We start from the raw sequence: 23514 nt of genomic DNA on the forward strand, positions 1-23514 counted from the left end.
GCTAGGGCAGGACAAATATCTTCTGTAATTTTTTATTCATCCCTCTTGTGGCTTCATTTTTATAGCCAACCTGCGCAAAGTACACCCCCGGCGGAACCGATGTTCCTGAATTGTTGCATAATTTCCATTCGAACCCGTAGGCGTACTCAGGCAGCGAGCGCGGCTGGCTGTTCTGGCCCTTTACGGCATGCGAAACAAGGCGGCCGTCGATTGAGTAGATCCAAATTTCGAGGATATTTCTTCCCTTGAACCTGATGCTGCCGTCCCTTTTGAGACGTGCCGGGTTCGGAAGCGCCGTAAACACGCTGTCGATATGGTCTCGATTGGGATTGGGAAGGAGCCCAAACAGGCCGTAGATGCCGGGAACGGAATCGAGACAGCGCCGAATGTAGGTCAGGGAATCCGGCGCTTTCCGGGGCAGCAGCTGGCTCATGATTGGCTTCCAGGAGCTTGACGAATCGTCCCAGCGGCAGATATCGAAAAGCGTGTCGGGAATGGCATGCGCCGATGCAATGGCGTCCACCTGTTGTTTTAATTCAACGATCGAAAGTACCAACCCAGCGTTATGCAGCCAGGTGAGCGGAAAGGAAATGTCGTAAAACGTTCCCAGCGCGGCGAGGCTGTCGTTCCGCGCGCTGTCGAGAAGGGAAGACCCGGCAAGGTTCGTTTCCTTGACGGAAAGCGAGCAGGACAAATCGGTGAGGGCCTTTACCGATACGGCCGCATACGGCGCGGTCAAAGGAGCGCCCGACGGAATTGAAGTGACGGTTGCGCTGTCGCCGCTGCGGTAGGTGATCCCGCACGGCATGAAGGTCACTTTGCCGTTGCGTGTGCTGTCGTACCTGGCGTTGGTGGCGATCACGAGCGCCTCGATAAAATCCTGCCAGTTTGCTATGGCCGCGCCCGCCTTTGTCGCCGACGTGTTCGGTATAACGATGATTGAATCGTGCGCAGGCGACGCGTCTTTTTTAAGGATGCAGCGAAGGTTCCAGACCGCGTTCGTATCGGCGTCGCCCGCGAGCGGCCCATCGCCGGAAAACACGATGTTGAGCGGCGCGCCGCCGTTGTGCATGGTAAAGGAGAATGTGTTCATGCCGAACGGCTGCACGGTCTTGCTAACTGAAAAAGACTGGTCGGGCTGGTCCTGCGGATAGACCCACTCGTCCTTGAGCAGCGGCGCGTCCGCGATGAACCGGCCCGGCGCGGCGCGCGGCCCGGTGTAATAGCTTCCCGTGAAAAATCCGCCCAGAATATCCGGCCAGGTGCGGCCGGCCTGGCCAGAGGCCATGACAAGGTTGTTGTAGAACCTGGTAAACTGATGGTAATTGTTGAAAAGAAGGTTTTTGATGAAATCGATGCGCGGGGACGGGTATGCTAATTGGTAAAGATACATCGTCGGGAGAGCGTTCTTGTAAACGGGGTCGCCGTCCTCGTAAATGTATTTGAAGATGGCACCATAAGGGTCGCCGAAAAAATCTCCGACGTATTGGAAATAATCATTGACATAATCGAAGCCGAGGTCTTCCATTAATACCGCGCTGCCTTCGAGAAAGGTGACCGGAAAATCGTCGACATAAAAGATGTCGGTATATGATCGCGCCATGGCATACTGCACGCCGTGAAAGAACTCATGACAGCAGGTGACGCGCACCGCGTTTTCGGGATGCATGTTATACCCATAGTCTGACCAGACGGGCCCATTCCATTCACTGCGGGTTTCTATGTAGCTTGTAAACCCTATATTGCCCGCCGGCGCGTTGTCCTCCGGGAACGTATAGGCATAGGTGGTTGCATCGTCGCCGGTCATCAGACGCAGGGCGATTTTGTAGAGAGAAGAGTTGTGGGTTTGGTCCATATAGGGCCATGGCTTGACAAAGCCGAACCTGTCGATTTCCATCGACCATGCGCTGTCGGCCGCGTACGCCACCTGATCAACGTAATCCGGCACGCCGTTCGGTTCGTGCGTCTGCGTCCTCCAGTCGGTACTGGAAAAGCCGATGGTGTCGGTAAGATCGACGGCTTCAATGCCTGAGGTGTAATAGTAAATTTCGAAATGGCCGCTGGGAGAAACGTATTTCGTCATGTCCGACGGGATCTGTGTGGCTTTTAGATACAGAGCTTTGAAAGAGGGCGACAGTAATTCCCAGCATTTTGCAAGGGCAATGAAGTCGGCATCCGTTGGCGCCGCAACACCTTTTCCGGGCTTTGCGTGCACCGCTCTCGCCTGGAAATAGGGCGTCAGTGCCGATTCAAATGCGGAAACGGATTGCTTCACGGCCGCAATCGTGGTTTTCCCCTCGAAGACGCGTGAAGCGGTTGCGCGCACGCCTGCTGTTTTTGCCGATAGCGATGAAGCTGCAATCAGAAGAAGAAAAACAATGAAAAGACGTTGAGGCTTGATCAAGAATGATTCCTGTTGCTTTACAGCAGTAAGGTGAAATCATCGTCATGAAAATTTGATAGGATTACGTATTAAATATAAATACTGATCTGATTTTTATTAAAAAATAACGGGATTTCAAGAAACGGGGCGCGGGACTATATGAGGACGGCCCTTTAATTGCTCCCTATCAATTATATTTTGTAAGGCATGATGCGTGAAGTTTTTTAATTCGCACCGCAAAACATTTTAACCTGGTACGGGAACCGGATGCCTTTTTTAAAAATAAACCCGCGGGAAGTGTCCCGGCAAACGATCCGGTTCTTGATTGCCGTTTTTTTTGTTCTTCTTTGTTCAGCTCGCGCGCATTCCCAGGATCTTTTTTCCGAAGTCTTTTTGAATAAGCCGGCATACGCCCGCGGCGACACGCTTGTCGCCGCCATGCACGTGGCGATCCCCGATCATTTCCATTTGTACAGTAATCCGCTCGGTCCGGGCATAGGAAAGCCGTTGCGGCTGCGCGCGTTCAGCGGACCGGGCGTCCGTTGGATCGCGGCGTACAAGTCACCCCCAAAACGATTCTACCCCGAGTTCGGGGGGTGGGTGTGGGCATATGAAAAAGAGGCCACCTTTTTCATCAAGGGTGTGATCACCGATTCGGCCGCTTCGGTGACCGGCGCGACGGCCTATGCAAGCGGGCTTGTTTGCTACACCTCCTGCGTGCCGGTCACCACGGGAAACGATTTTGAGATTCGGATTACAGACTCGTCGGCCGGCGGCTCGTTTGACGACCGCCCGTCTTTACGGTACCTTCTGAACAGCGCCGAGCCCCTGGATTTTGAAGTCGGGCCGGTTGAGGCAAAACAGAAAACCGAACCCGGAGCCCTGGGCCAGATTACGATGCCGGGCCAGACCGCGCTCGCCGCCGAAACGCCGCACCGCTGGGAATACGAACCCGTCGAGAAAAAAATATCCATGAATTTTCTCCTCGCGGTGCTCTTCGGATTCATCGCGGGGATCATCCTCAACGTGATGCCGTGCGTGCTGCCGGTGCTCGGGATAAAAATACTGTCGCTCGCTAAGGCGGGCGGCGCCTCGCGCAAAACCGTGCTGGCGCACAGCCTTGTTTTTACCGGCGGCATCCTCACCGTCTTCATGGCCCTGGCGGCGCTTGCCTCGTTTGCGCAGCTTTCGTGGGGACAGCAGTTCCAGAGTCCCTGGTTCCTTGTCTCGCTCATCGTTCTCACCGTGGTGTTCGCGCTCGGGCTTTTCGACGTGTACGTTCTCGTGGTGCCTTCCAATATTTCCAACCTTGAGCGGAAAAGCGGAAAGGGTTTCCTGGGCGAATATCTCCGGGGCATGTTCGCCACGCTGCTCGCGACGCCGTGCAGCGGCCCTTTTCTCGGCGCGACGCTCGCCTGGACGCTCACCCAGTCCACCGTCATCATCTTCCTGGTGTTTTTCTCCATCGGCGCGGGCATGGCGTTTCCCTACATACTTTTCTCCTTGAGCAAGACGCTGGTCAGGCTCATCCCGAAACCGGGCAAATGGATGGAGGACTTCAAGCACCTCATGGGCATTCTCCTGCTCGGCGCCGCGGTCTACTTCCTGCTCGGCCTCCCTAAGGACATGGTGGTAAGCGCGGTGGGGTTCAGCGTGGCGATCGCCTTTGCCGTGGTGTTCTTTTTCCGCTACGCGCCGTGGGGTTCTTCTTTGAAAAGGAATATCGTTGCGGGCATTCTGGCGCTCGCCATCGCGGCCTTCGGGTACTATCTCACCTTTGTCGTGATCTACCGCAACACCTCCACCCAGGCGGCGCTTGCCGCCGAGCGCAACGAGGTGCAATGGGAGGAATTCACGCCCAAGCTGCTCCTTGATGCGCACGCCAACGGCCGGCACGTGATCGTGGACTTCACCGCCAACTGGTGCCTCAACTGCCAGTACAACATGCTGACCGTGCTGTCGTCGAAGGAAGTGGCAGAATTGATAAAGAGGAAAAACGTCCTGGCGCTCAAGGCCGACCTGACCTGGACCAACGTGCAGGCCGAGTCGCTGCTGCACCATCTCGGCTCGCGCAGCGTGCCGTTTTTCGCCGTGTTTCCCGGCGACGATCCGTATCATCCGATCATCATGAGGGACATTCTGAGCAAACGGGCGGTGGTGAAGGTGCTGAAGGGGTTGGAGGAGAAGTAACTATTTTTGCAGATTGATACAAAGGAATTTCCAAAATGCCCAAAAACCTAGTTCAAAAAATCCTCGACGAGCACATCGTCGCGGGAAACCCGGTCCTCGGCGCCGAGATCGGCATCAGGATAGACCAGACGCTCACGCAGGACGCCACCGGCACCATGGCCTATCTCCAATTCGAGGCGCTCGGGTTCGAGCGCGTGAAGACCGAACTTTCGGTTTCGTACGTTGACCACAACACCATCCAGGACGGTTTCGAAAACGCGGACGACCACAAGTACCTCGAGACCGTTGCGCAGAAATACGGCATTTATTTTTCCCGGCCCGGCAACGGCATCTGCCACCAGGTGCACCTCGAGCGGTTCGGGTGCCCCGGAAAGACCCTGCTCGGCAGCGATTCACACACGCCGACCGGCGGCGGCATGGGAATGATCGCCATCGGCGCCGGCGGGCTCGATGTGGCCGTGGCAATGGGCGGCGGGCTTTTTTACCTCACGTACCCGAAGGTCATCAAGATCGATTTGCAGGGAAAGCTCGGTTCGTGGGTGTCGGCGAAGGATGCGATTTTAAAAGTGCTCGAAACGCTCTCGACAAAAGGGAATGTCGGCTCGGTACTGGAATACGGCGGCAAGGGCGTGGAAACCCTTTCGGTGCCGGAGCGCGCGACCATCACCAACATGGGCGCGGAGCTCGGCGTGACGTTCTCGGTTTTCCCGTCCGACGCTGCGACAAGGGCGTTTTTACGGTCGCAGGGCCGCGAGGACTGCTTCAAGCCCATTGCCGCCGACGACGACGCGAGCTACGACCGCGTCATCCACCTCGATCTTGCGAAACTGGAACCGCTCGCCGCGACCCCGCATTCGCCGGGAAACATCAAGCGGCTCGCCGAGATCGCCGGGCTCAAGGTGAACCAGGTGTGCATCGGCTCGTGCACGAACTCCTCGTATCAGGACCTCATGCTGGTGGCCTCCGCGCTCAGGGGAAAGAAGATCGCTTCGCATGTTTCGCTCGCGCTCGCGTGCGGGTCGCGCCAAGTGCTTGAAATGATAAGCCGCAACGGCGCGCTCGCCGACATCATTTCGGCGGGCGGCCGCGTCATGGAGAACGCCTGCGGGTTCTGCATCGGCAATTCGCTGGCGCCCGCGTCCGGCGCCGTGAGCGTGCGTACCTCCAACAGGAATTTTTTCGGCCGCAGCGGCACCGAGAGCGCGCAGGTGTTTCTCGTTTCGCCGGAGGCGGCCGTCGCGGCCGCGCTCGCGGGCGAGCTTACGGATCCGGTTAAATTTTTTAGCGGCCAGAAATATCCCGACATCGCGATGCCGGACAAATTCATCATCGACGACAGCATGATCATGCCGCCGCAGGAGAAAAACGCAAAGGTTGAGATCGTGCGCGGGCCCAACATCGGCGCGCCGCCCGCAAACGCCGAGCTGCCCATGGTGCTGAACGGTGTCGTGGCGATTCTCCTGAAAGACAAGGTCACCACCGACGACATCATGCCGGCCGGCAGCCGCATGAAATACCGCTCCAACATTCCCAAGTACGCCGAGTTCGTTTTCGAGCGCCAGGACGCGACCTTTCCCTCGCGCGCCATGGAGAACAAGAGGAAGGGCCTGCACAACGTGATCGTGGCGGGCGAGAGCTACGGCCAGGGCAGCTCGCGCGAACACGCGGCGATATGCCCCATGTTCCTGGGCGTCAAGATGGTGGTCGCAAAGTCCATCGAGCGCATCCACAAGGCGAACCTGGTGAATTTCGGGATCGTGCCCGCGCAATTTGTCAATCCGCAGGATTTTAACAAGATCAAGCAAGGCGATTTGCTGGAGATAACGGACGTGTATTCCGGGATTGAAACAGGGGATCTAGCTCTTGTCAATAAGACCAACGGCGAAAATATCCAGCTCAAGGTCGAATTGTCGGCACGGCAGAAGGAGATTGTGCTGGCGGGAGGGTTGATTAATTTGACAAAGAGCAAATCAAAGACGGGGTAGGCGGCCGGTAGAAAGCGAACAGCAACCAGAAGTCATTAGTTGAACAGAGCTGATTGGATTTTTAATCGCACAGGGCATCCGCGCAATTCCGGGAATGCGGCTTCCACCGCTCAGCTTCACGAAAACCGAAATGACGCGGGGCGATTAAGAAACAGGATGATGTTTCGCGCCAGTGCGGGCTGGAGGGTGAGCAAGGGCGAATTGCCGGCCGACCCATCGCCGAAGGCGATTTCGGGCGGTCCGGCAACGAGGCGAATAGCCGAGCCCGGAAGGAGGCACGGTGCCGTGACCGGCAGGCACCAAAGTTAGAATATTTTTGTATTTGATTTTTGAGAAATAAGGAAAATGACAATTTGGAAGGCGGGAAACAAACAAGAACCCGCTCATTCCACAAAATGCCCCTTCCTCGCCTGCGAAATCCTGTAAATCAACACAAGCGAATTCCGCTTCTTGTCGTAGGTGGCCTGCCGCTCGGGCGGCAGCGCCTTGACATCCGCCTTTTTGAAACCGTGCAGGGAGAACCAGTCCGACGTCTGCGTGGTGAGCACGAAGACCTGCTTCAGTTTCAGGCCATGCGCTTTTTCAACGAGGTAGGAGACCATTTTCATGCCGATGCCGAGGCTTTCGTACAGTTCGTCAACGGCGATGCCGGCGATCTCGGCCTGGTGGCCGGGATATACATGCAGCGCGCCGCACGCGTGCACGGTGCCATCCACTTCGTATACCGCATAGTCGGCGAGCCGTTCCTCGAGGTCGGACGCGGTCCGCTGGATGAGCGTTCCCTTGGCAATGTACGGCGCCATGAGCTGGAGCACTTCGGGCACGTCGGCGTGGTTCATGGCCCTGATGTTTTCGTGCTGGTTGGCGTAGATCATGGTGCCGAGGCCCCGGTTGCTGAAAATTTCCTTGAGCAGCATGCCCTCGAGGTGCCCGTCGATGATGTGCACCCGCGCCACGCCGCTCTTGCAGGCCCGGCAGGCGAGGGACACGAGTTCGTATTCGGGTTTTGCCGACGGTTCGTTTGTGGAAACGAACTGCTCCGCCTCGGCAAGCGTGAATTGTGAAATCACGCCGTCGCTTGACACATACACACTCTTGGGGACCGTGAACCCCTTTGTATGAATGCCGCCTGTTTCGGTGACAAAAAAGAGCTTGGCAGCCTTAAGCTCGGTGCTGATGGTGAAGGCGAGCTCGTTTGATGAAATGTTGTATGGTTTTCCCTGCGCGTTCCATCCGATGTTGGGGAATATGGGCACCAGGCCGTCGGTAAGCACGTTCTGTATGATGCCGGTCTGCAGCGTCTCAACGATGCCGGTGCTCTGAAAGTCAACACCGCCCCGCACGCCGATGCTCCGCGCCTTTACCCAGTTGCCGATCACCGCGTTGGTGTTGTTCTCGGCGAGCATGGTCATGACCTTGTTGGAGACGTCGAACGCCGCCATCTTGATGAACGGTATCGATTCGGGCGTGGAGATCCGGATACCCTTGACCGTTTCGAACCCGATGTTGTATTTGTTAAGGATCTCATCGATCCGTTCCTTTGCACCGGGAACGAGCGCCACCCGTATGCCCATGTGGTGGAGCAGCGCGATGTCCTTGATCAGGCCCGGGAAAAACGGGTGCGACAGGAGTGAGCCCTCGATTTTGATGACGAACGTCTCGCCCCGGAACCGCTTGATGTAGCTGAACGCCTGCCGGATGGTTTCGACCTGCTGTTTGAGTTGCTTTTTGTCCATGGTGATGCCCTTCATGATTCCCCGGAAATTTTTCTTCTTTACAATATACCATTTCGACGTTGCGATTGTCAGCTTCTTTTATGATTGCGTCCATCAGAGCCGGAGTTTTTTCATGCCCGAATCGACCCGGACAACGGAAAACCGGCGAATCCCCGAACCATGGCAGGCCCCAATAGGTGGGGCTAGTTGACAAATCCGATACCGTATTTAGATAACTCGTTGGGAATTATCCCGGTTGCGGCTTTTCCATCTTGACTTATATTATACGTTCTGGTTATAATCGAAACGGAACAATAGACCGAATGCAGTTCTCTGAAAGGGGAAAGTCATGGACAGTATGGAGAAGCTTTCGCAGAAAATCGTCGATCTTTCAAAGAGCACCAAGGACTCGAACAAATTCTATTCCATCGTGCTTGATGCGACGGCGTCGACGGTCTCCGAAAACGCCTGCGACATCGCGGAACGCCTGCTGCGCGGGGAGACCGACAACGCCAGGGCCGCGCTCGAGCACCTGTGGTCGCTCAAGAAAATTATGATAAGTAAAGACGAGGCGGCCACCATCGAGCAGCTCATCCACTATTATCAGAAAAAAATGGACGTGGTGCGCAACAAGGAGGAGCACATCAGGCAGGTGAGCAGGGATTCGCGCAATCTCCTTGAAGAAAAGGGGAAGCGGGACGTGGAGCTCGCCACGGTACGGCAGGAGATAACCAATTCCTCAAAGGAGATCAAGGAGCTGGAGGAAAAGGTTGAAAAATATAAAAAAAAGGAGCAGGAGCTTGCCACCATCGACACGGAGGTGCGGAAGGAACTGCTGGTGAATGAAAATGAAATCATCAACGGCCTGTATGAAATCATCATGTCGCAGCGGGAAGGGCGCAATCCCGTGCAGGATTTCACGGAAAAACTCAAGAGCCATACCGCGGCCAAGGAAAAGAACCCTGAGGGAGTTTCTGCAGATGAACTGGGAAAAGCCCCTCAGAAAATGCCCTCGGCAGGGCCGTCCCAAAAGCAGGACGATAAAACGGTCCGTTCGGCCGGTGCCGCGGCAAAGGGGGCTGCCGACATACCCGTCAACGAGGAAATATTCGAGGTTGACAAGGACAAGACAACGTCATTTTCACTTGAAACGTTTGCCAAGGCAAGAAGCGGCGCTGGCGAGCCAAAGGTTTCGAAAGAGACCGGCGAGCCGCGGTTCCCTAAATCGCTGGTAAAGACCGCGAACGGCAGCGTCATAGGGGAATACTATTACACCCCACAATTACCGAAAGATAAGCGGCATTATGTTTTGAACAGCAGGTTTTTCCTCGACCGCCTGTACTCGGCGCTCGGCGTGCTTTCCGTGAGGTCGGACCAAACCATCGCAAACGACATCCTCCACATGATCCGCGATGCGGTAAAACGGATATCGGGCAGCACCACCATGCATTTCGAGGTTTCCACGGCCGAGATTCTCAACGAGCAGGCGCTCAAGGATCTTTGGCATAATGTCAAGGCTGGCAATTTTGCCGAGGCAACGCGGTATTGCTCAAAGTTCGCGGTGAAAATGACGGCCCTCAAGCCGAAATACGCGGCGATGCTCGAAGAACAAATGGGCCGGTATGCCGCGGAAGAATAAATCCTGGCCTGACCGTTTTATCACCGCCGTCAAAATCGCGGCGATCCTTTTCCTTTTTAGTTTCCTGTGTTTCGCGGCGCCAAGCCGCGACACCGCCGCACGACAGGCGGCCGGTGCCAAGGTCAAGGCTGCAAAAACCGCACCAGACACGATTCCGGCAAAGGCCGCTGTAAAAAAAAAACCTGACACGGTGTCGGCGAAAATCGCAACGGGTGCCGCGGACACCGTGATGCGGCCGCGCGCAGCGTCCATATCCGACACGGCAAAACTGGCGGCGTCTGCCAAAAAGGACACGGTGCCAATTGTCAAGGCGCAGGCCGAGACTTTGCAGGATTCCACTGCAAAAATTACGGCGTCTGGAATTAAAACCGGAGAAAAAAAAATACCCGCGTCCATTCCCGATAAAAAATGGACCTCTATCACGAAACCCGCGGCGCTCATCATCTTCCTTGCAGTGGTTGTCTTTGCCGCAATTGTCATCGGCATTGCAAATATTGTCGCGCAGAAACGCCAGAAGCGGAGATTCCTCACCACCACGCGCCTGTCGGTGATGGACAAGGAAGTACAGAAAGCATGCCGCTACATAGAAAAAAATTATTCAAACCCTGAACTCACTGTGCAGAGCATCTGCGCCGCACTGGTAACGGGGGAGGCCTTTCTCGAAGCGCTCATGCAGCGCGACCTCGGTATAAGCATTGGTGATTTCATCACCCATGTCCGGATCAACAGGGCAAAGGGGCTGGCCCAAAACAACCCTTCTTGTCTGCGGGAATCGGCTGCGCAGCAGACCGGGTTCATCGATACGGATGCGTTTGACGCCGAATTTAAAAAGATCACCGGGGTGCCGTTTGAGGAATATTGCCGTGTGCTAAGGGAAAAGACATAAATAATGATCGAAGATAAAAAATGAAACGAGATGATCGGTCTGATCGTTATTATAGTGGAAAGGATTAAATTCGTATCTGAAATCAGCCAATATTATATTTTTAATCCTAATTTTTAGGGGAAATAAAAATCTATTGGATTCTCATTGTTACCAATAGGATAATAAAGGTATTCAGTTCTTTATGCATCGCCACTACGAAGGAACGGAGGATCATACATGGAATTCATTGTGAAACTGTTGAACGCTTTCAACCCGCGGTCGGACGCATTCCTCTTCATGTGGGCAATTTTAGTGACGGGCGTGTTCAGCATTTCCGTCATCATTGAACGTTTCATCTATTTGCAGTCCAAATCTTCATTCCGGCCCGTGATGTTCATTAAGGACATCCTGAGCAACATCCAGAAAGACGACATTCCCACGGCGCTCAAGGCCTGCGACAAAAACAAGAGCATGGCGCTTTCCGGAGTCATCAAGGCCGGATTAGAGGAGGCCAACACCGGGGCGGAGCGTATACGCAACGCCATTGACGAGGCAATGCTTAAGATCATTCCGCTGCTGGAAAAACGGACCGGATACCTTGCCGTGATCGGCAACGTTGCCACCCTCATGGGGCTCCTCGGAACGGTGTATGGCCTCATCATGTCGTTTGCCGCGGTGGGACGTCCCGGCATCGACGCCGCCCAGAAGTCCGAACTGCTTGCGTCCGGCATCGCCACCGCCATGAACTCGACCTTTACCGGACTGTCGGTCGCCATCGCCTCCATCATGGTATACGCGTTCCTCAAGTCCAAGACGCAGAAGATCATCGACGAGCTTGACGAATATTCGGTGCGCGTGCTCAATTCGCTCATCGAGAAATCGTTCAAGACGCACAAATATCATATCAGCGCGACACAGCTCAAGGAAGGGGTGGGGCTTCACGTGACGCACAACAACATCAAGATTTTCACGGACAATAAGCTGATAAAGGAAATAAATATCTGATTGTCACGGGCATTTTGCCGTCAGTCAACATATTCCTCTTTTGAAATGCCATGGGAATTTTTTCCGAACTGTTGAAATGCTTTCTCCCTGCACATGAAGCTTTTTTCTTCATGTGGATGCTTTTAGCGCTGGGAGTGACGGCCGTCGTCATCACCATTGAGCGGTGGCTCGACATCAACCGCCGCACCGATTACGATGCCGCCTCGCTGTTCGGGCGAATCAAGAGGCTCATTGAGGAAAAAAACCTCACCGAGGCATACCGCATTTGCACCTCGGGCGGGCACCGAGCGCTGCCGCGCATCCTCGGCGCGGGCATCAAGAAGGTCGAGGTGGAGCCGCATCTTGTGGAGGGCGCCATGGGCGAGGAGTCAACCCATATGGCGGCCGCCATGGAAAAACGCCTCCCGCTGCTCGTCATGTTCAGCAACGTGTCGACGCTGCTCGGGCTATTGGGCACCGTGTTCGGCCTCATCATGTCGTTTGCCGCCGTGGGAAAACCAGGCGTGGCCGCCGTTGAGAAATCATCGCTGCTCGCGGCGGGAATTTCGGCCGCCATGAACTCGACGCTGGTGGGACTTTCGATCAGCGTGCCCTGTATTCTTGCTTTTGCGTTTCTGCGCGCCCGCGTTGACATCGCGCTCGTGGAAATAGACCGTTACGCGGTCGCCATCCTCAACCAGCTCAACCCGCCCACGGACTCACAGAAGAAACTCAATTCGCTCATCCGGCGTTCCGGCGACGAGGAAGTGGCCGACACCGACGTGACGCCCATGCTCAACCTCATGGTGATGCTCATTCCGTTCCTGCTCACCTCCTCCGAATTTGTCAAGATGGGGACCATAGAGCTCAAGCTGCCCGAGTCTTCACAGGGCGGAGCGGGCGGCGGCGGGGGCGAAGAAAACCTGCAGAACGTCAAGCTCGAGCTCGGCGTGGTGATAACCGCGAAAGGGTTTAACCTGTTCCACTATTACAACCAGGCCGAGAAGGCGTCCGCGGCAAACCAGACCCTCGGCGAGAAGGCGGCCGATATCCCGCTTGTCAACGGTGAATACAACTATACGGAGCTCAACAACAAGCTGGCGGAGGTGAAGCGCAAAGTGCTGTACGAAATCGTGCGGCAGTATGATCCTACCCTGCCGCCCGACGCATCGCTCTTTAAGCTGTACGAGGCATTCGTGTCGAAAAACCTTTCGGGAACCACGGTGTTCGCCGACAACGAGGACATCAAGCTTGTGGGCGAGGACAAGGTGCAGTATAAGACCGTGGTGGCGGTGATGGATGCCGCGCGGGGTACGCACACGCCCGAAGGCAACGTCACCATGTTTCCGAATGTGTCAATCGCGGGAGGAATCATACAATAATGTCACAGCAATCCGTACGGAGAAAACACAGAAAACGCAGCGAGGGCACGGTGAAGCTCAACATCACCTCGATGATCGACATGTTCACCCTCATGGTGGTGTTCCTGCTCAAGAATTATTCGGCGCAGGGACAGCTCGTTACGCCGGCGAACAATCTCATGCTCCCCTCGTCGTCCATCGAAAAAAACGCGGCCGAGGCGCTTTCGGTCAAGGTGTCCCAGACCAACATCATGGTCGAGAACACCATCGTCATCGACGAAAAAGGGTACCAGGCTGTGCTGGCGCAAAAGGATTTCCTCATTGAACCCCTGTACAATGTGCTGAAAAAGTACTGCGACGAGGCGAAAAAGTCGTCGGAGATGTTCAAAACGGAATTTTCGGGCAAGATATCCATCCAGGGGGACGTCGCGATTCCGTATAACATGCTGACCAGGATCATGTACACCTGCGGGCAGGCGGGCTATCCGGTCATGAACCTTGTGGTTTACAGGAAGGCATAATGGCGAACATCGGCAAGTCGGGCCTTTTTTACATACAAAATTCGGGCGAGATCTCTCTCGCGGGGTTTCCGAAGGATCTCCGCAGGGGCCTGTTGTCCCGGATCGAGCCCCGATTCATGATCATCTTCAGCTCGCTTCTGTTTTTTGCCTTCAGCACGGTGTTGATTCTCTCTTTTGTCAAGGTATCCGAAACGGTGAGCGAAAAGGAGATTGTAAAAATACAGGAACGGTATGCGCAACTCGTGCTGAACCAGCCCAAGGCCAAGCCGCCCGAAACAAAGGCGGCGACAAAAGCAAAAACGGCCGAAAAAGGAAAATCCGCGGCGGAGGCGGCGAAAGAGGAGGCGAAGGTCGACCGTGAAAAGGAGACCTTCGTGGCTCGCAAGGAGCGGCAGGTGGCGACCGCGGCGCAGCGCCAGGCCGTGCGCGAGAAAGTGGCGGCCGCGGTCCAGACCGCGGGAATTTTTGCCGCCATCACCGCTTCGGCGGGAGGCGGAAAAGGCGGCCATTCATCCGGTGGGAGCGTCACCGACCTGCTCGGCGCGGCGGGCGACGGCATCGGCGACCTGGGGAGCATAAAGGTCTCAAAAGGGACGTTCGCCACGCGGGGTAACATTGATGTGGCCGAACTCAAGGCGCGCCGCGGCACCGTGACGTCGGGCGTTGACATCGCGCGCGAAAGCGTGGGCCGGGCCAACGCGCAGCGTCTCTCCTCAGCGGGGAGCGTCAACATCACATCGACGCCGCCCGAGATCACGGGAGAAACGGGCGGTGCGGAGGCGAGAAGTCAGGCATCAATCCAGAAGGTCATCACCCTTGAACAGCAGCGTATCAAGCGCGTCTATGAAAACTGGCTCAAGAGGGATCCGACGCTTTCGGGCTCGCTCAAGGTTAAGTTCACCATCATGCCCGACGGCAGCGTGTCGAACGTAAGCGTTATCGCTTCTACTACCAAGAACTCCGAATTTGACGACGCGATCGTGCGGTATATTAAGCGCTGGGCGTTCCTGCCGGTCCAAGGCGGCGGTCCGGTGGAAGTCGTGGTTCCGTTTGCCTTGGAGGCGCAGACCTGAAATAAAATCGCTGAGGCAAGTTTTATTTTTCCAAAATAGGAGAGAGTTATGAAGGACAGGGCCAGTGAACGTATCGAATTTGTCAATGTGAACGGGTCACAGGTGCCGGCGCTTTTTGACCTCAGCAAGACCGGTGTATGTTGCTTCAGCGCGAAGAAACTGGACAAGGGGGCCGTCGCTTCCCTCACCATCAACAAACTTTCAATCAAGGCGAGGGTCATTTACAGCCAGGACCGTCTCGACGGCTTTAGGGTCGGCATGCAATTCATTGAAGTGACCCCGCAGCAGCAGGAAACCCTTAACGATTTGGTGGATAAATTTTCCCGCGGAGTTCCGCTTTCCTGTACCATTGAAGGGTGACATCGCCAAGGAAAAACCGTATGAGTTCGGAGCTGTCATAGAAAAACCTCTTAATAAAAGCTCCCGTCTGCAAAAACTTTCGGTAAATAACTTGCCGACATGATCGTAAAACTGTCCTGGCGGCTCTTGATAAGATTCTTGAAGTGACTAAATTAACTTATTATATATCATAAAGTTGCGTATAGATAGGTAAAAAAATGCTGATATTAAGAGTTCTTGAGACTGTTTTTGGCTCAAAACAAAACCGCGACATGAAAAAGCTGCGGCCCGTGGTCGCCAAGGTCAATAGCTTCCGGGAAGCCATGGTTTCCTTGACCGATGACCAGCTCAAGGCAAAGACCGTTGAATTCAAAGAACGGCTTTCCAAAGGAGAAACGCTCGACGACATCCTGCCCGAGGCCTATGCCGTGTGCCGTGAGGCCACCCACCGGGTGCTCGGTGAGGGGCGCACCGTGTTCGATCCGGTTTTCAAAAAAGAAATCCCTTTCATGGCGCATTTCGACGTGCAGGTGATGGGCGCCATCGTGCTGCATCAGGGAAAGATCTCGGAAATGAAAACGGGAGAGGGAAAAACGCAGGTGGCCGCCATGGCTGCGTATCTCAATGCACTGTCCGGAAAGGGCGTCCATGTCGTCACGGTCAACGACTACCTTGCAAAGCGCGACAGCGAATGGATGGGAAAAATCCACACGTTTCTCGGCCTTACCGTGGGTTGCCTTGACAAGACCGAGCCGGGAACGCCTGAGCGGCGGCTGGCCTACGAATGCGACATCACCTACGGCACCAACAACGAGTACGGCTTCGATTACCTGCGTGACAACATGGCAAGCTCCCCCTCGCAGCTCGTGCAGCGCGAGCTCAACTTCGCCATCATCGACGAGGTGGACAACATCCTCATCGACGAGGCGCGCACACCGCTTATCATCTCGGGGCCCGTGACGAAATCCAACCGCGAATACGAGGAGCTCAAGCCGCGCGTGGAGCGGCTCGTGAACGCCCAGGCCCAGCTCATCCAGAAGACCATCAACGAAATAGAGCAGCTGGTGGGCAAGGAGGGCAAGGAATACGAGCTCGGGTACAAGCTGTTCGTGGTGAAACGGGGTGCGCCGAAAAACAAGAAGCTGATCAAGCTGCTCAAAGAGGAGGGCGTCTCTGCGTACATGAAGCAGGTCGAGACCGACTATCTGCGTGAAAAGAAACTTTACGAAATAGACGAGGAGCTGTTCTACACCATCGATGAGTCAGGCCACAGCGCCGAGATGACCGAAAAGGGACGGGCGCTCGTGTCGCAATCCAACCCTGATTTCTTTATAGTTCCTGATCTCTCTGATCTCATTCACAAGATCGATACCGACGCCGCGCTCACGCCGCTTGAAAAATCGGAAAAGCGCGACGAGGTGCACCGGATGCACGCGGAGCGCTCGGAGCGCATCCATTGCGTGAGCCAGCTCCTGCGCGCGTACTCGCTGTTCGAGCTCGACGTCGACTACGTGGTGCAGGACGACCAGATCCTCATCGTCGACGAGTTCACGGGCCGCATCCTGCACGGCAGGCGTTGGAGCGAAGGGCTCCACCAGGCCGTGGAGGCAAAGGAAGGCGTGAAGGTGGCGGGCGAGAACCAGACGCTCGCCACCATCACCTTCCAGAATTTTTTCAAAATGTACACGAAAATCTCCGGCATGACCGGCACGGCCATCACCGAAGCGGGCGAGTTCAACGAGATTTACAAGCTCGACGTGGTCACGGTGCCCACGTACCGTCCCATGCGACGTGACGATTTCGAGGATGAGATCTACCGCACGCACCGCGAGAAATACGCGGCGGTGGTCAAGGACATCACCGAGTTGCACGAAAAAGGGCGGCCGGTGCTGGTGGGGACGACCTCGATAGAAAAGTCTGAATTGTTAAGCAAGCTCCTGCTGCGCGCCGGCATCCAACATGAGGTGCTCAACGCCAAACAGCACGCCAAGGAGGCGCAGATCGTGGCCCAGGCCGGAAGAAAAGGGGCGGTCACCATCGCCACGAACATGGCGGGCCGCGGCACCGACATCGTGCTCGGCGGCAACTTCGAGGCCCTCGCGAACAACGAACTGTTCAAGGAAGGCATCGCGATCGACGACCTGACGCTCGAGGAAAAGCGCCGGCGTTTTGCCAAGCTCCACAAGGAACTCGAGGAGGAGCACAGCAAAGTGGTGGAGGCCGGAGGGCTCCATATCGTGGGAACCGAACGACACGAGGCGCGGCGCATCGACAACCAGCTGCGCGGCCGCTCGGGCAGGCAGGGCGACCCGGGCTCATCGAAATTCTATCTTTCCCTCGATGACGACCTGATGCGCATTTTCGGCTCTGAGCGCATCGCGAGGATCATGGACCGGCTCGGCGCACAGGAAGGCGAAGTGATCTCGCATCCGTTTGTGACGCGTGCCATCGGCAACGCGCAGAAGCGCGTGGAGGCGCGCAACTTCGAGATCCGCAAGCACCTCAAGGAATACGACGACGTCATGAACCTCCAGCGCAAGGAGATTTACGGCCTGCGCCAGCGGATCCTCAAAGGCGAGGACATTAAGGAGGAAATCCTTGACCAGCTCGCCGGAACGCTTGAGGACATCATCTACAAGCACACGGGCGACGGCAAGCACCCCGAGTCCTGGAACCTGCACGACCTCGATAAGGAACTGCAAACCTCCATGGGTGTCACGTTTCTGCCAGCCGAAAGTGCGCCGCCGCCGTCGAGCCAGGACACCCTGTTCGACGAGATCTGGAAACTGGTCAAGGCGCGCTACGAGGACAAGGAGCAGCGCCTCACCCCGCAGATCATGCGCCAGTTCGAGCGCGGCGTGTGCCTCATGGTGATCGACAACCTGTGGAAAGATCACCTTTACGAAATGGACCACCTCAAGGGCGGGGTGCAGTACCGCGCCTACGGTCAGAAAAACCCGCTTTACGAATACCAGAAGGAAGGAATGAAGATGTTCGAGGAACTGCGCGCCAGCATCGCGCGCGACGTCACCTCGTTCATTTTCCGCCTTGAGGCGGTGAGTGCCGAGGAAGACCGCATGGGCCTCAACCGCAGCCAGACTTCCCACGGTGCATTCGATATTTTTTCCTCGTCGAGCGAGGTGCCGCCCGCCGAGGAAGCGCCGCGACAGCCGCAACCATGGCAGCCGCAGCCGCAGATGGTCACCAACCGCGGCCCGGCCGAAGGTCCTGCACGACGTGCGCCCGTGGTACATTCCGGCCCCGTGGTGGGCCGCAACGACCCGTGCCCTTGCGGCAGCGGGAAGAAATACAAGAAATGCCATGGTGCCGCGGCATAAAACTAATATTCACCGCAAAGGCGCAAAGAGCGCAAAGAAAATTGAAATGTTAGTCAAGAACACGCTAACCTTTCGCATGAACCTCACGTTTTATTATCACCTGTCTACTTTGCGTCCTTTGCGCCTTTGCGGTGATTTTTCTTTGATGAGAGCAACGGTATGAAGGGCCTGTTTGTAACCTTTGAGGGCATTGACGGGTGCGGCAAGAGCACCCAGGTTGACGCGGCGCGACGCGGCCTTGAACAGAAAGGAATCGCGTGTACCGTGACGCGCGAGCCGGGTGGCGCTGCGATAAGCGAACAGGTGCGCGAGATTCTTCTTTCACCCGGCCACCATGAAATGTGCAATGCCTGCGAAGTGCTTTTGTACCTTGCCGCACGCGCCCAACACGTGCATGAGAAGATCGCGCCTGCGCTTGACAAGGGTGCAGTGGTGCTGTGCGACCGGTTCATGGACGCCACGTTCGCGTACCAGAGCTTCGGCCGCGGAATTCCCCTCGACCTGCTTTTCACCATGAACGATTTTGCCACCGGCGGCATTGCGCCCGCCCTGACCTTCGTGTTCGATGTCGATGTCGAAACCGCCTTCGGCCGGCTCGCAAAAGCGAAAAAAACGCCGGACCGGCTCGAACAGAGCGGAAGGGAATTCTACGAAAAAGTCCGCAGGGGCTATCGGGCGCTTGCCTCCCGTTTTTCCCGGAGAATCGTGGTGCTCGACGGCGCCGCGCCCGCAGAGGAACTCTCGGCCCGCGTGCTCGCGAACATCATGCAGCGGCTGCCCGGAAAGCAATGACCCGTTTCGGGAAATAATTAGTGGGGAAATCAAGGATAATGATGTATTTTATCCACCTTGCGCCGTAATTGAATCGTGGAAAAAAGCGTGTAGGCGCTTACGATGAAGTTTAAGGAGCCGTGATGAAGAATAATTCCGAAAAAGACAGGAAAACGCTTGCGGGCAGGATCCCCGTGTTCGGCGTGATCGTACTCATCGTCGTTATCGCGGGCCTTGCCTTTGATGTGACCAGGGCCGATAATGACAATTTTTACAAGGACACCCAGCGGTTTGACCAGGTGTTCCTCACCATTCACCAGAAATATGTCGAGGCCATCGACTCGAAAAAACTCATCGACAGCGCCATTGACGGCATGCTCAGGATCCTCGATCCGCACAGCAATTATTTCGAGAAGAAGCAGTACGACGAGCTGATGATCGCGACCGAGGGAAAATTCGGCGGCCTGGGCATCCAGATCTCAATCCGCGACAAGGTGCTCACCGTGATGACGCCCATTCCCGGGACGCCCGCCGAGCGCGCCGGCATCCAGACGGGTGACCAGATCCTCAAGATAAACGGGAAATCAACCGAAGGCATCACGATCGACGAGGCGGTGAGCAAGCTGCGCGGCGCCCCCGATACTGACGTCATGATCACGATCCGCAGGAGAGGCGAGGCCAAGGATCTCGAGTATAAAATCACCCGCGCCATCATACAGATAAAGCCCGTGCCTTTTTACGGCGTATTCGGCGATGGCATCGGTTACCTGGTTCTCAAGACGTTTTCGCAGGACGCAGGCCCTGAGGTGGAGAAGGCGCTCAGAGAGCTGCTCAAACACAACATCAAGGGAATCGTGTTCGACCTACGGTATAACCCCGGCGGGCTGCTCCAGCAGGCGGTTGAGGTGGCGGAGAAATTCCTCGCCCGCAATTCGCTCGTGGTCTATACAAGGGGCCGCATGGCCTCGCAGAACGCCGAATATCCGGCTCAGTCCGGCCCGGTGGTGCCGGCCGATATCCCGCTCGTGGTGCTGGTCAACGGCGCGAGTGCGAGCGCGTCCGAAATCGTCGCGGGCGCTATCCAGGACTGGGACCGGGGGCTCATCGTGGGAGACACCACCTTCGGCAAGGGCTCGGTGCAGACCGTTTTGCCGATTGACGACGTTAACCACCTTAAGCTCACCACCGCATACTATTACACCCCATCGGGACGCTGCATCAACAGGCCGGAAAACGGATTGCGGGGCGGAAAAAAGGCCCTTGAGGACGAGGGCGAGGAGGGCGAAAAAGACACGGCCGCCGAAAGCAATGCCAAGAAAGCGGTCAGGGACACCGCGACCTACCGGACGAAAAACCAGCGCATCGTGTACGGCGGCGGCGGCATCATTCCCGACACCGTCATCCAATTCAAATTTCCAGCGTATGTGATCCGCTCGCTCCTCATCAAGGACGCGTTCTTCTCATTTGCCAACACCGAGTATCCCAAGCTTCAGGCCAGGCACGTCAAGATTGACGAGAAATTCACCGTGAACGAGGCGCTGCTCAAGGACTTTTACCATTACCTCGACTCGGTCAATTTCAAATATCAGAGCTATGCCCAGATGGCATTCGACGATTTTAAGTCCCGCACCGGCATCAGCGATTCGGCGAAGGACACCACGCGCAAGTCCTCGGCCGATTCCGCCGCGCCCTTGTTCCAGAAAAAGCCGGAATGGACAAAAGATGAAATCGAACTGCTTCGAAAGATCTCGCAGCAGATGGGGAAGGTGCTTACCGAAGAGAACAAGCGCGAATTCACCAAAAGCGAGGGCGATGTCCGTACGTTTATTAGGGAGGCGCTGATGGAGCGCGCCTTGGGTCAGGACAACGAAGTCATCTATCGCCAAAAGCTCATGGAAGACGACCAGTTCAAGGGTGCGTTATCGATCATTGCGAACAGGGATGTTTATTCCCGGTTGCTCAAGCCAAAGGGAAAATGATCTTTGCCAACAATGACGCCTTTTAAATGTAATTTGGCGTGCAATGGAAAAATTGAAGCATGAGCGGACGCCCTTCGCTCAGGGCGAACGACGGTTTAATAAACTTTTTTTTTCATCAATAACTTCTGGATAAAACATCATCCAATACAAGCCGGGCAGGAGAATTGTACAATGATTCAGTCGTTACGGAACAATGCAGCCATCATCATGTGGATCGTGATCGTCGCGTTCATCGCCACCATCGTTTTTGCCTGGGGAATGGACCTTTCCAGCCGCAACCGGGTGCGTGACACGGTGGGAAAGGTGAACGGCAAGGAGATCACCTACCGGACGTTCGAGCGTATGGTGGCCGCCGAACGCGAGAAGGAACGCGAGAGGAACAACGGCGTTGAGGCCTCCCCGGAGCAGAGCAGAATGCTGCCGCGCCAGGTGTGGCAGATGGAGGTGAGCAGGATCCTGATGGACCAGGCGTTCGCGGACATGGACATCGGCGCCTCGACCGACGAGGTGTACGAGTACATCAAAAAGAACCCGCCGCCCGAGGTGTATTCGGTGAAGCAGTTTCAGACCGACAGCGTGTTTGACACGAGCAAGTTTGTCTCGTTCCTCAACAACCCGGCGGTGTATGAAAACGAGGGGATGCAGGCGCTCGAAAAGCACACGCGGGAATTTCTTGTTCCCATGCAGACGCTCCGTCTCCTGCTTTCGATGCAGGAATTTCCCTTCAAGTCCGAAATCGCCTACCAGTACAACGAGGAAACCGAAAAGGCCGTTTTCGAATACGCAAAAGTCAATGTGGCCGCGTTTGCTCCACCCCGGCCGACCGACGCCGAAGTGGCCGCGTATTACCAGGCCCATCAGGATTCTTTCGCCACGCCGGAGCAGGTCGATCTGTACTATGTGAAGATCCCCAAGATCGCGACGCCGGCCGACGAAAAAGCAACGTACGACGAGATGCTTAACCTTCGCGCAAAGCTGAAGGTCGGGGATTCCTCTTTCGCCGAAGAGGCGAAGCTGGAATCCGACGACGAGGCCACGGCGTCCCGCGGCGGGTACCTGGGATGGGTGACCAAGGGAAGCACGGCGCCCCAGTTCGATTCCGCGGTGTTTGCCTTGAAGGTCAACGAAATATCCATGCCCGTGAGGACGCAATTCGGTTACCATCTTGTTCTTGTTGAGAAACGCGAGACCAGCAACGGAAAAGAACGGGCAACGGTGAGGCACATCCTCAGGAAAATCGTGCCCTCGGGCGAGACCCTTGACAAACTCAACGCGCTGGCCGACAGCGTGCGCGGCATCATCGTGTCGGACGGCATATTGAACGTCGCCAAGAAAGTGCCTTCGGTCAGGGTGGATTCCACCGGACTTTTCAAACGCGGCGACCAGATGCCGAAGGTGGGGTATGTTTCGGGCGCCGCCGGCTTTGCCTTTGCCCATGTGGAAAACGAGCTCTCCGACCTCCTGGAAAACGAGGACGGCTATTTCTTCTTCCAGGTCAAGACAAAGGTAAAGAAAGGCATCCTCCCGCTCGAGGTGGCCAAAGAGCGGATCGTCGCAACGTTGTCCGATTCCATCCGGCTCGCAAAGGCCCACGGCTATTTTGTGGAATTCTTGAAAAAGGTCCCTGATAAAAACGCGGTCGCGCAATATTCCAAGAGCGATTCGCTCATCATTTCGGGCGTCACCGACACTGTAGGCCGCGCGCAGTACATCCCGCAGGTGGGATTCAACAACCAATTGGTCGCCGCCGCTTTTGCGCTGCCGATCGGCAAGGTCTCCTCCGTCATCGAGGGCGGAGGGTCTTATTTCGTGGTGAAACCCCTGTGGCAGAAAAAACCGGGAAATAATGTTCCATGGGGCTCGACTGACGTGCTCAACATCAATAGAAAAATGATACAGGACAACATGGAAAAAAATTACTACGATTGGTACCTGTATTACATGAGCAAGGCGAAGATCGTGGATAATGTAAACCAGTTTTATCTTGACTAATAGATATAAATAAAATAATGATGGGCGTTCCGCCGCTCGCGCGGCGGCGGCCCTCCTTCCAGGCTCGGCCCTCGGCCTCGTTGCCGGACCGCCCTAGTCGTTTTCGGCGAAGGGTCGGCCGGCAACGTGCTTCAGCGCTCCTTCCGGTCCTGCCTAACGCCGGATAAAAGAAATTTTGCCGTTTCTGTTTTTTCTCGTCTTGCAATCTGGAATTGACTTTTCACACAAGTTAGTATTTATTATATAAGCACTGGCAAAGAGCACAATAAATCCAGCTGCTGTTCTAGAATCATCCGTTATGAATTTCAATAATGATCCGACAGGTGGCATGTGTGTCTTCCAAACAATTAAAGAAATTCCCTCCGTGTGCCACGGCCGT

General features: G+C 55.8%; 15 protein-coding genes. 13 read left to right on the plus strand and 2 right to left on the minus strand.

From position 1 onward, the window contains the following. Position 1 precedes the first annotated feature (1 nt). Positions 2 to 2404 (minus strand): hypothetical protein, encoded by a 2403-nt coding sequence (locus VLX68_10070; protein HUI92580.1) that lies wholly within the window; start codon positions 2402 to 2404, stop codon positions 2 to 4. 372 nt (positions 2405 to 2776) lie between these two features. Between VLX68_10070 and VLX68_10075 the strand changes: the two genes are divergently transcribed. Further along, entirely contained in the window at positions 2777 to 4573 is a 1797-nt protein-coding gene (locus VLX68_10075) for a cytochrome c biogenesis protein CcdA (GenBank protein HUI92581.1), read from the plus strand. Positions 4574 to 4608: 35 nt separating this feature from the next. Beyond that, complete coding sequence (locus VLX68_10080) at positions 4609 to 6558, plus strand: aconitate hydratase (GenBank protein ID HUI92582.1); 1950 nt, start codon at positions 4609 to 4611, stop codon at positions 6556 to 6558. Positions 6559 to 6941: 383 nt separating this feature from the next. On the opposite strand, the gene argA is transcribed toward VLX68_10080, so the two are convergent. Then, the gene (gene argA, locus VLX68_10085) at positions 6942 to 8294 is read right to left on the minus strand and encodes an amino-acid N-acetyltransferase (GenBank protein ID HUI92583.1); all 1353 of its coding nucleotides are present in this window, start codon (positions 8292 to 8294) and stop codon (positions 6942 to 6944) included. Between the two features lie 328 nt (positions 8295 to 8622). Between argA and VLX68_10090 the strand changes: the two genes are divergently transcribed. The 11 genes from VLX68_10090 (at position 8623) to VLX68_10140 (ending at position 23135) form a co-directional block, all read left to right on the plus strand. Then, the gene (locus tag VLX68_10090) at positions 8623 to 9912 is read left to right on the plus strand and encodes a hypothetical protein (GenBank protein HUI92584.1); all 1290 of its coding nucleotides are present in this window, start codon (positions 8623 to 8625) and stop codon (positions 9910 to 9912) included. Then, positions 9896 to 10798 carry a helix-turn-helix domain-containing protein gene (locus VLX68_10095; GenBank protein HUI92585.1) on the plus strand — a complete coding sequence of 301 codons (903 nt, stop codon included), beginning with the start codon at positions 9896 to 9898 and terminating at the stop codon, positions 10796 to 10798. Before VLX68_10090 ends, VLX68_10095 begins: the two co-directional genes overlap by 17 nt. Positions 10799 to 11014: 216 nt before the next feature. Further along, positions 11015 to 11782, plus strand: a complete 768-nt coding sequence (locus VLX68_10100; protein HUI92586.1) for a MotA/TolQ/ExbB proton channel family protein — start codon at positions 11015 to 11017, stop codon at positions 11780 to 11782. 110 nt (positions 11783 to 11892) lie between these two features. Next, positions 11893 to 13143 carry a MotA/TolQ/ExbB proton channel family protein gene (locus VLX68_10105; protein HUI92587.1) on the plus strand — a complete coding sequence of 417 codons (1251 nt, stop codon included), beginning with the start codon at positions 11893 to 11895 and terminating at the stop codon, positions 13141 to 13143. Next, positions 13143 to 13643 (plus strand): biopolymer transporter ExbD, encoded by a 501-nt coding sequence (locus VLX68_10110; protein ID HUI92588.1) that lies wholly within the window; start codon positions 13143 to 13145, stop codon positions 13641 to 13643. Before VLX68_10105 ends, VLX68_10110 begins: the two co-directional genes overlap by 1 nt. Further along, on the plus strand, positions 13643 to 14716 hold the full coding sequence (locus tag VLX68_10115; GenBank protein HUI92589.1) for an AgmX/PglI C-terminal domain-containing protein: 1074 nt from the start codon (positions 13643 to 13645) through the stop codon (positions 14714 to 14716). Before VLX68_10110 ends, VLX68_10115 begins: the two co-directional genes overlap by 1 nt. Before the next feature lie 48 nt (positions 14717 to 14764). Then, positions 14765 to 15076, plus strand: a complete 312-nt coding sequence (locus VLX68_10120) for a PilZ domain-containing protein (GenBank protein ID HUI92590.1) — start codon at positions 14765 to 14767, stop codon at positions 15074 to 15076. 197 nt (positions 15077 to 15273) lie between these two features. Further along, on the plus strand, positions 15274 to 18393 hold the full coding sequence (gene secA, locus VLX68_10125; protein ID HUI92591.1) for a preprotein translocase subunit SecA: 3120 nt from the start codon (positions 15274 to 15276) through the stop codon (positions 18391 to 18393). 159 nt (positions 18394 to 18552) lie between these two features. Beyond that, on the plus strand, positions 18553 to 19185 hold the full coding sequence (gene tmk, locus VLX68_10130; protein ID HUI92592.1) for a dTMP kinase: 633 nt from the start codon (positions 18553 to 18555) through the stop codon (positions 19183 to 19185). A gap of 122 nt (positions 19186 to 19307) precedes the next feature. Beyond that, positions 19308 to 21143 (plus strand): S41 family peptidase, encoded by a 1836-nt coding sequence (locus VLX68_10135; protein HUI92593.1) that lies wholly within the window; start codon positions 19308 to 19310, stop codon positions 21141 to 21143. Positions 21144 to 21314: 171 nt separating this feature from the next. Next, a complete protein-coding gene (locus VLX68_10140) occupies positions 21315 to 23135 on the plus strand; it encodes a SurA N-terminal domain-containing protein (GenBank protein ID HUI92594.1) in 1821 nt (606 codons plus the stop codon). Positions 23136 to 23514: the final 379 nt, after the last annotated feature.

The sequence above is a fragment of the Chitinivibrionales bacterium genome, from assembly GCA_035516255.1.
Lineage (GTDB): Bacteria > Fibrobacterota > Chitinivibrionia > Chitinivibrionales > FEN-1185 > FEN-1185.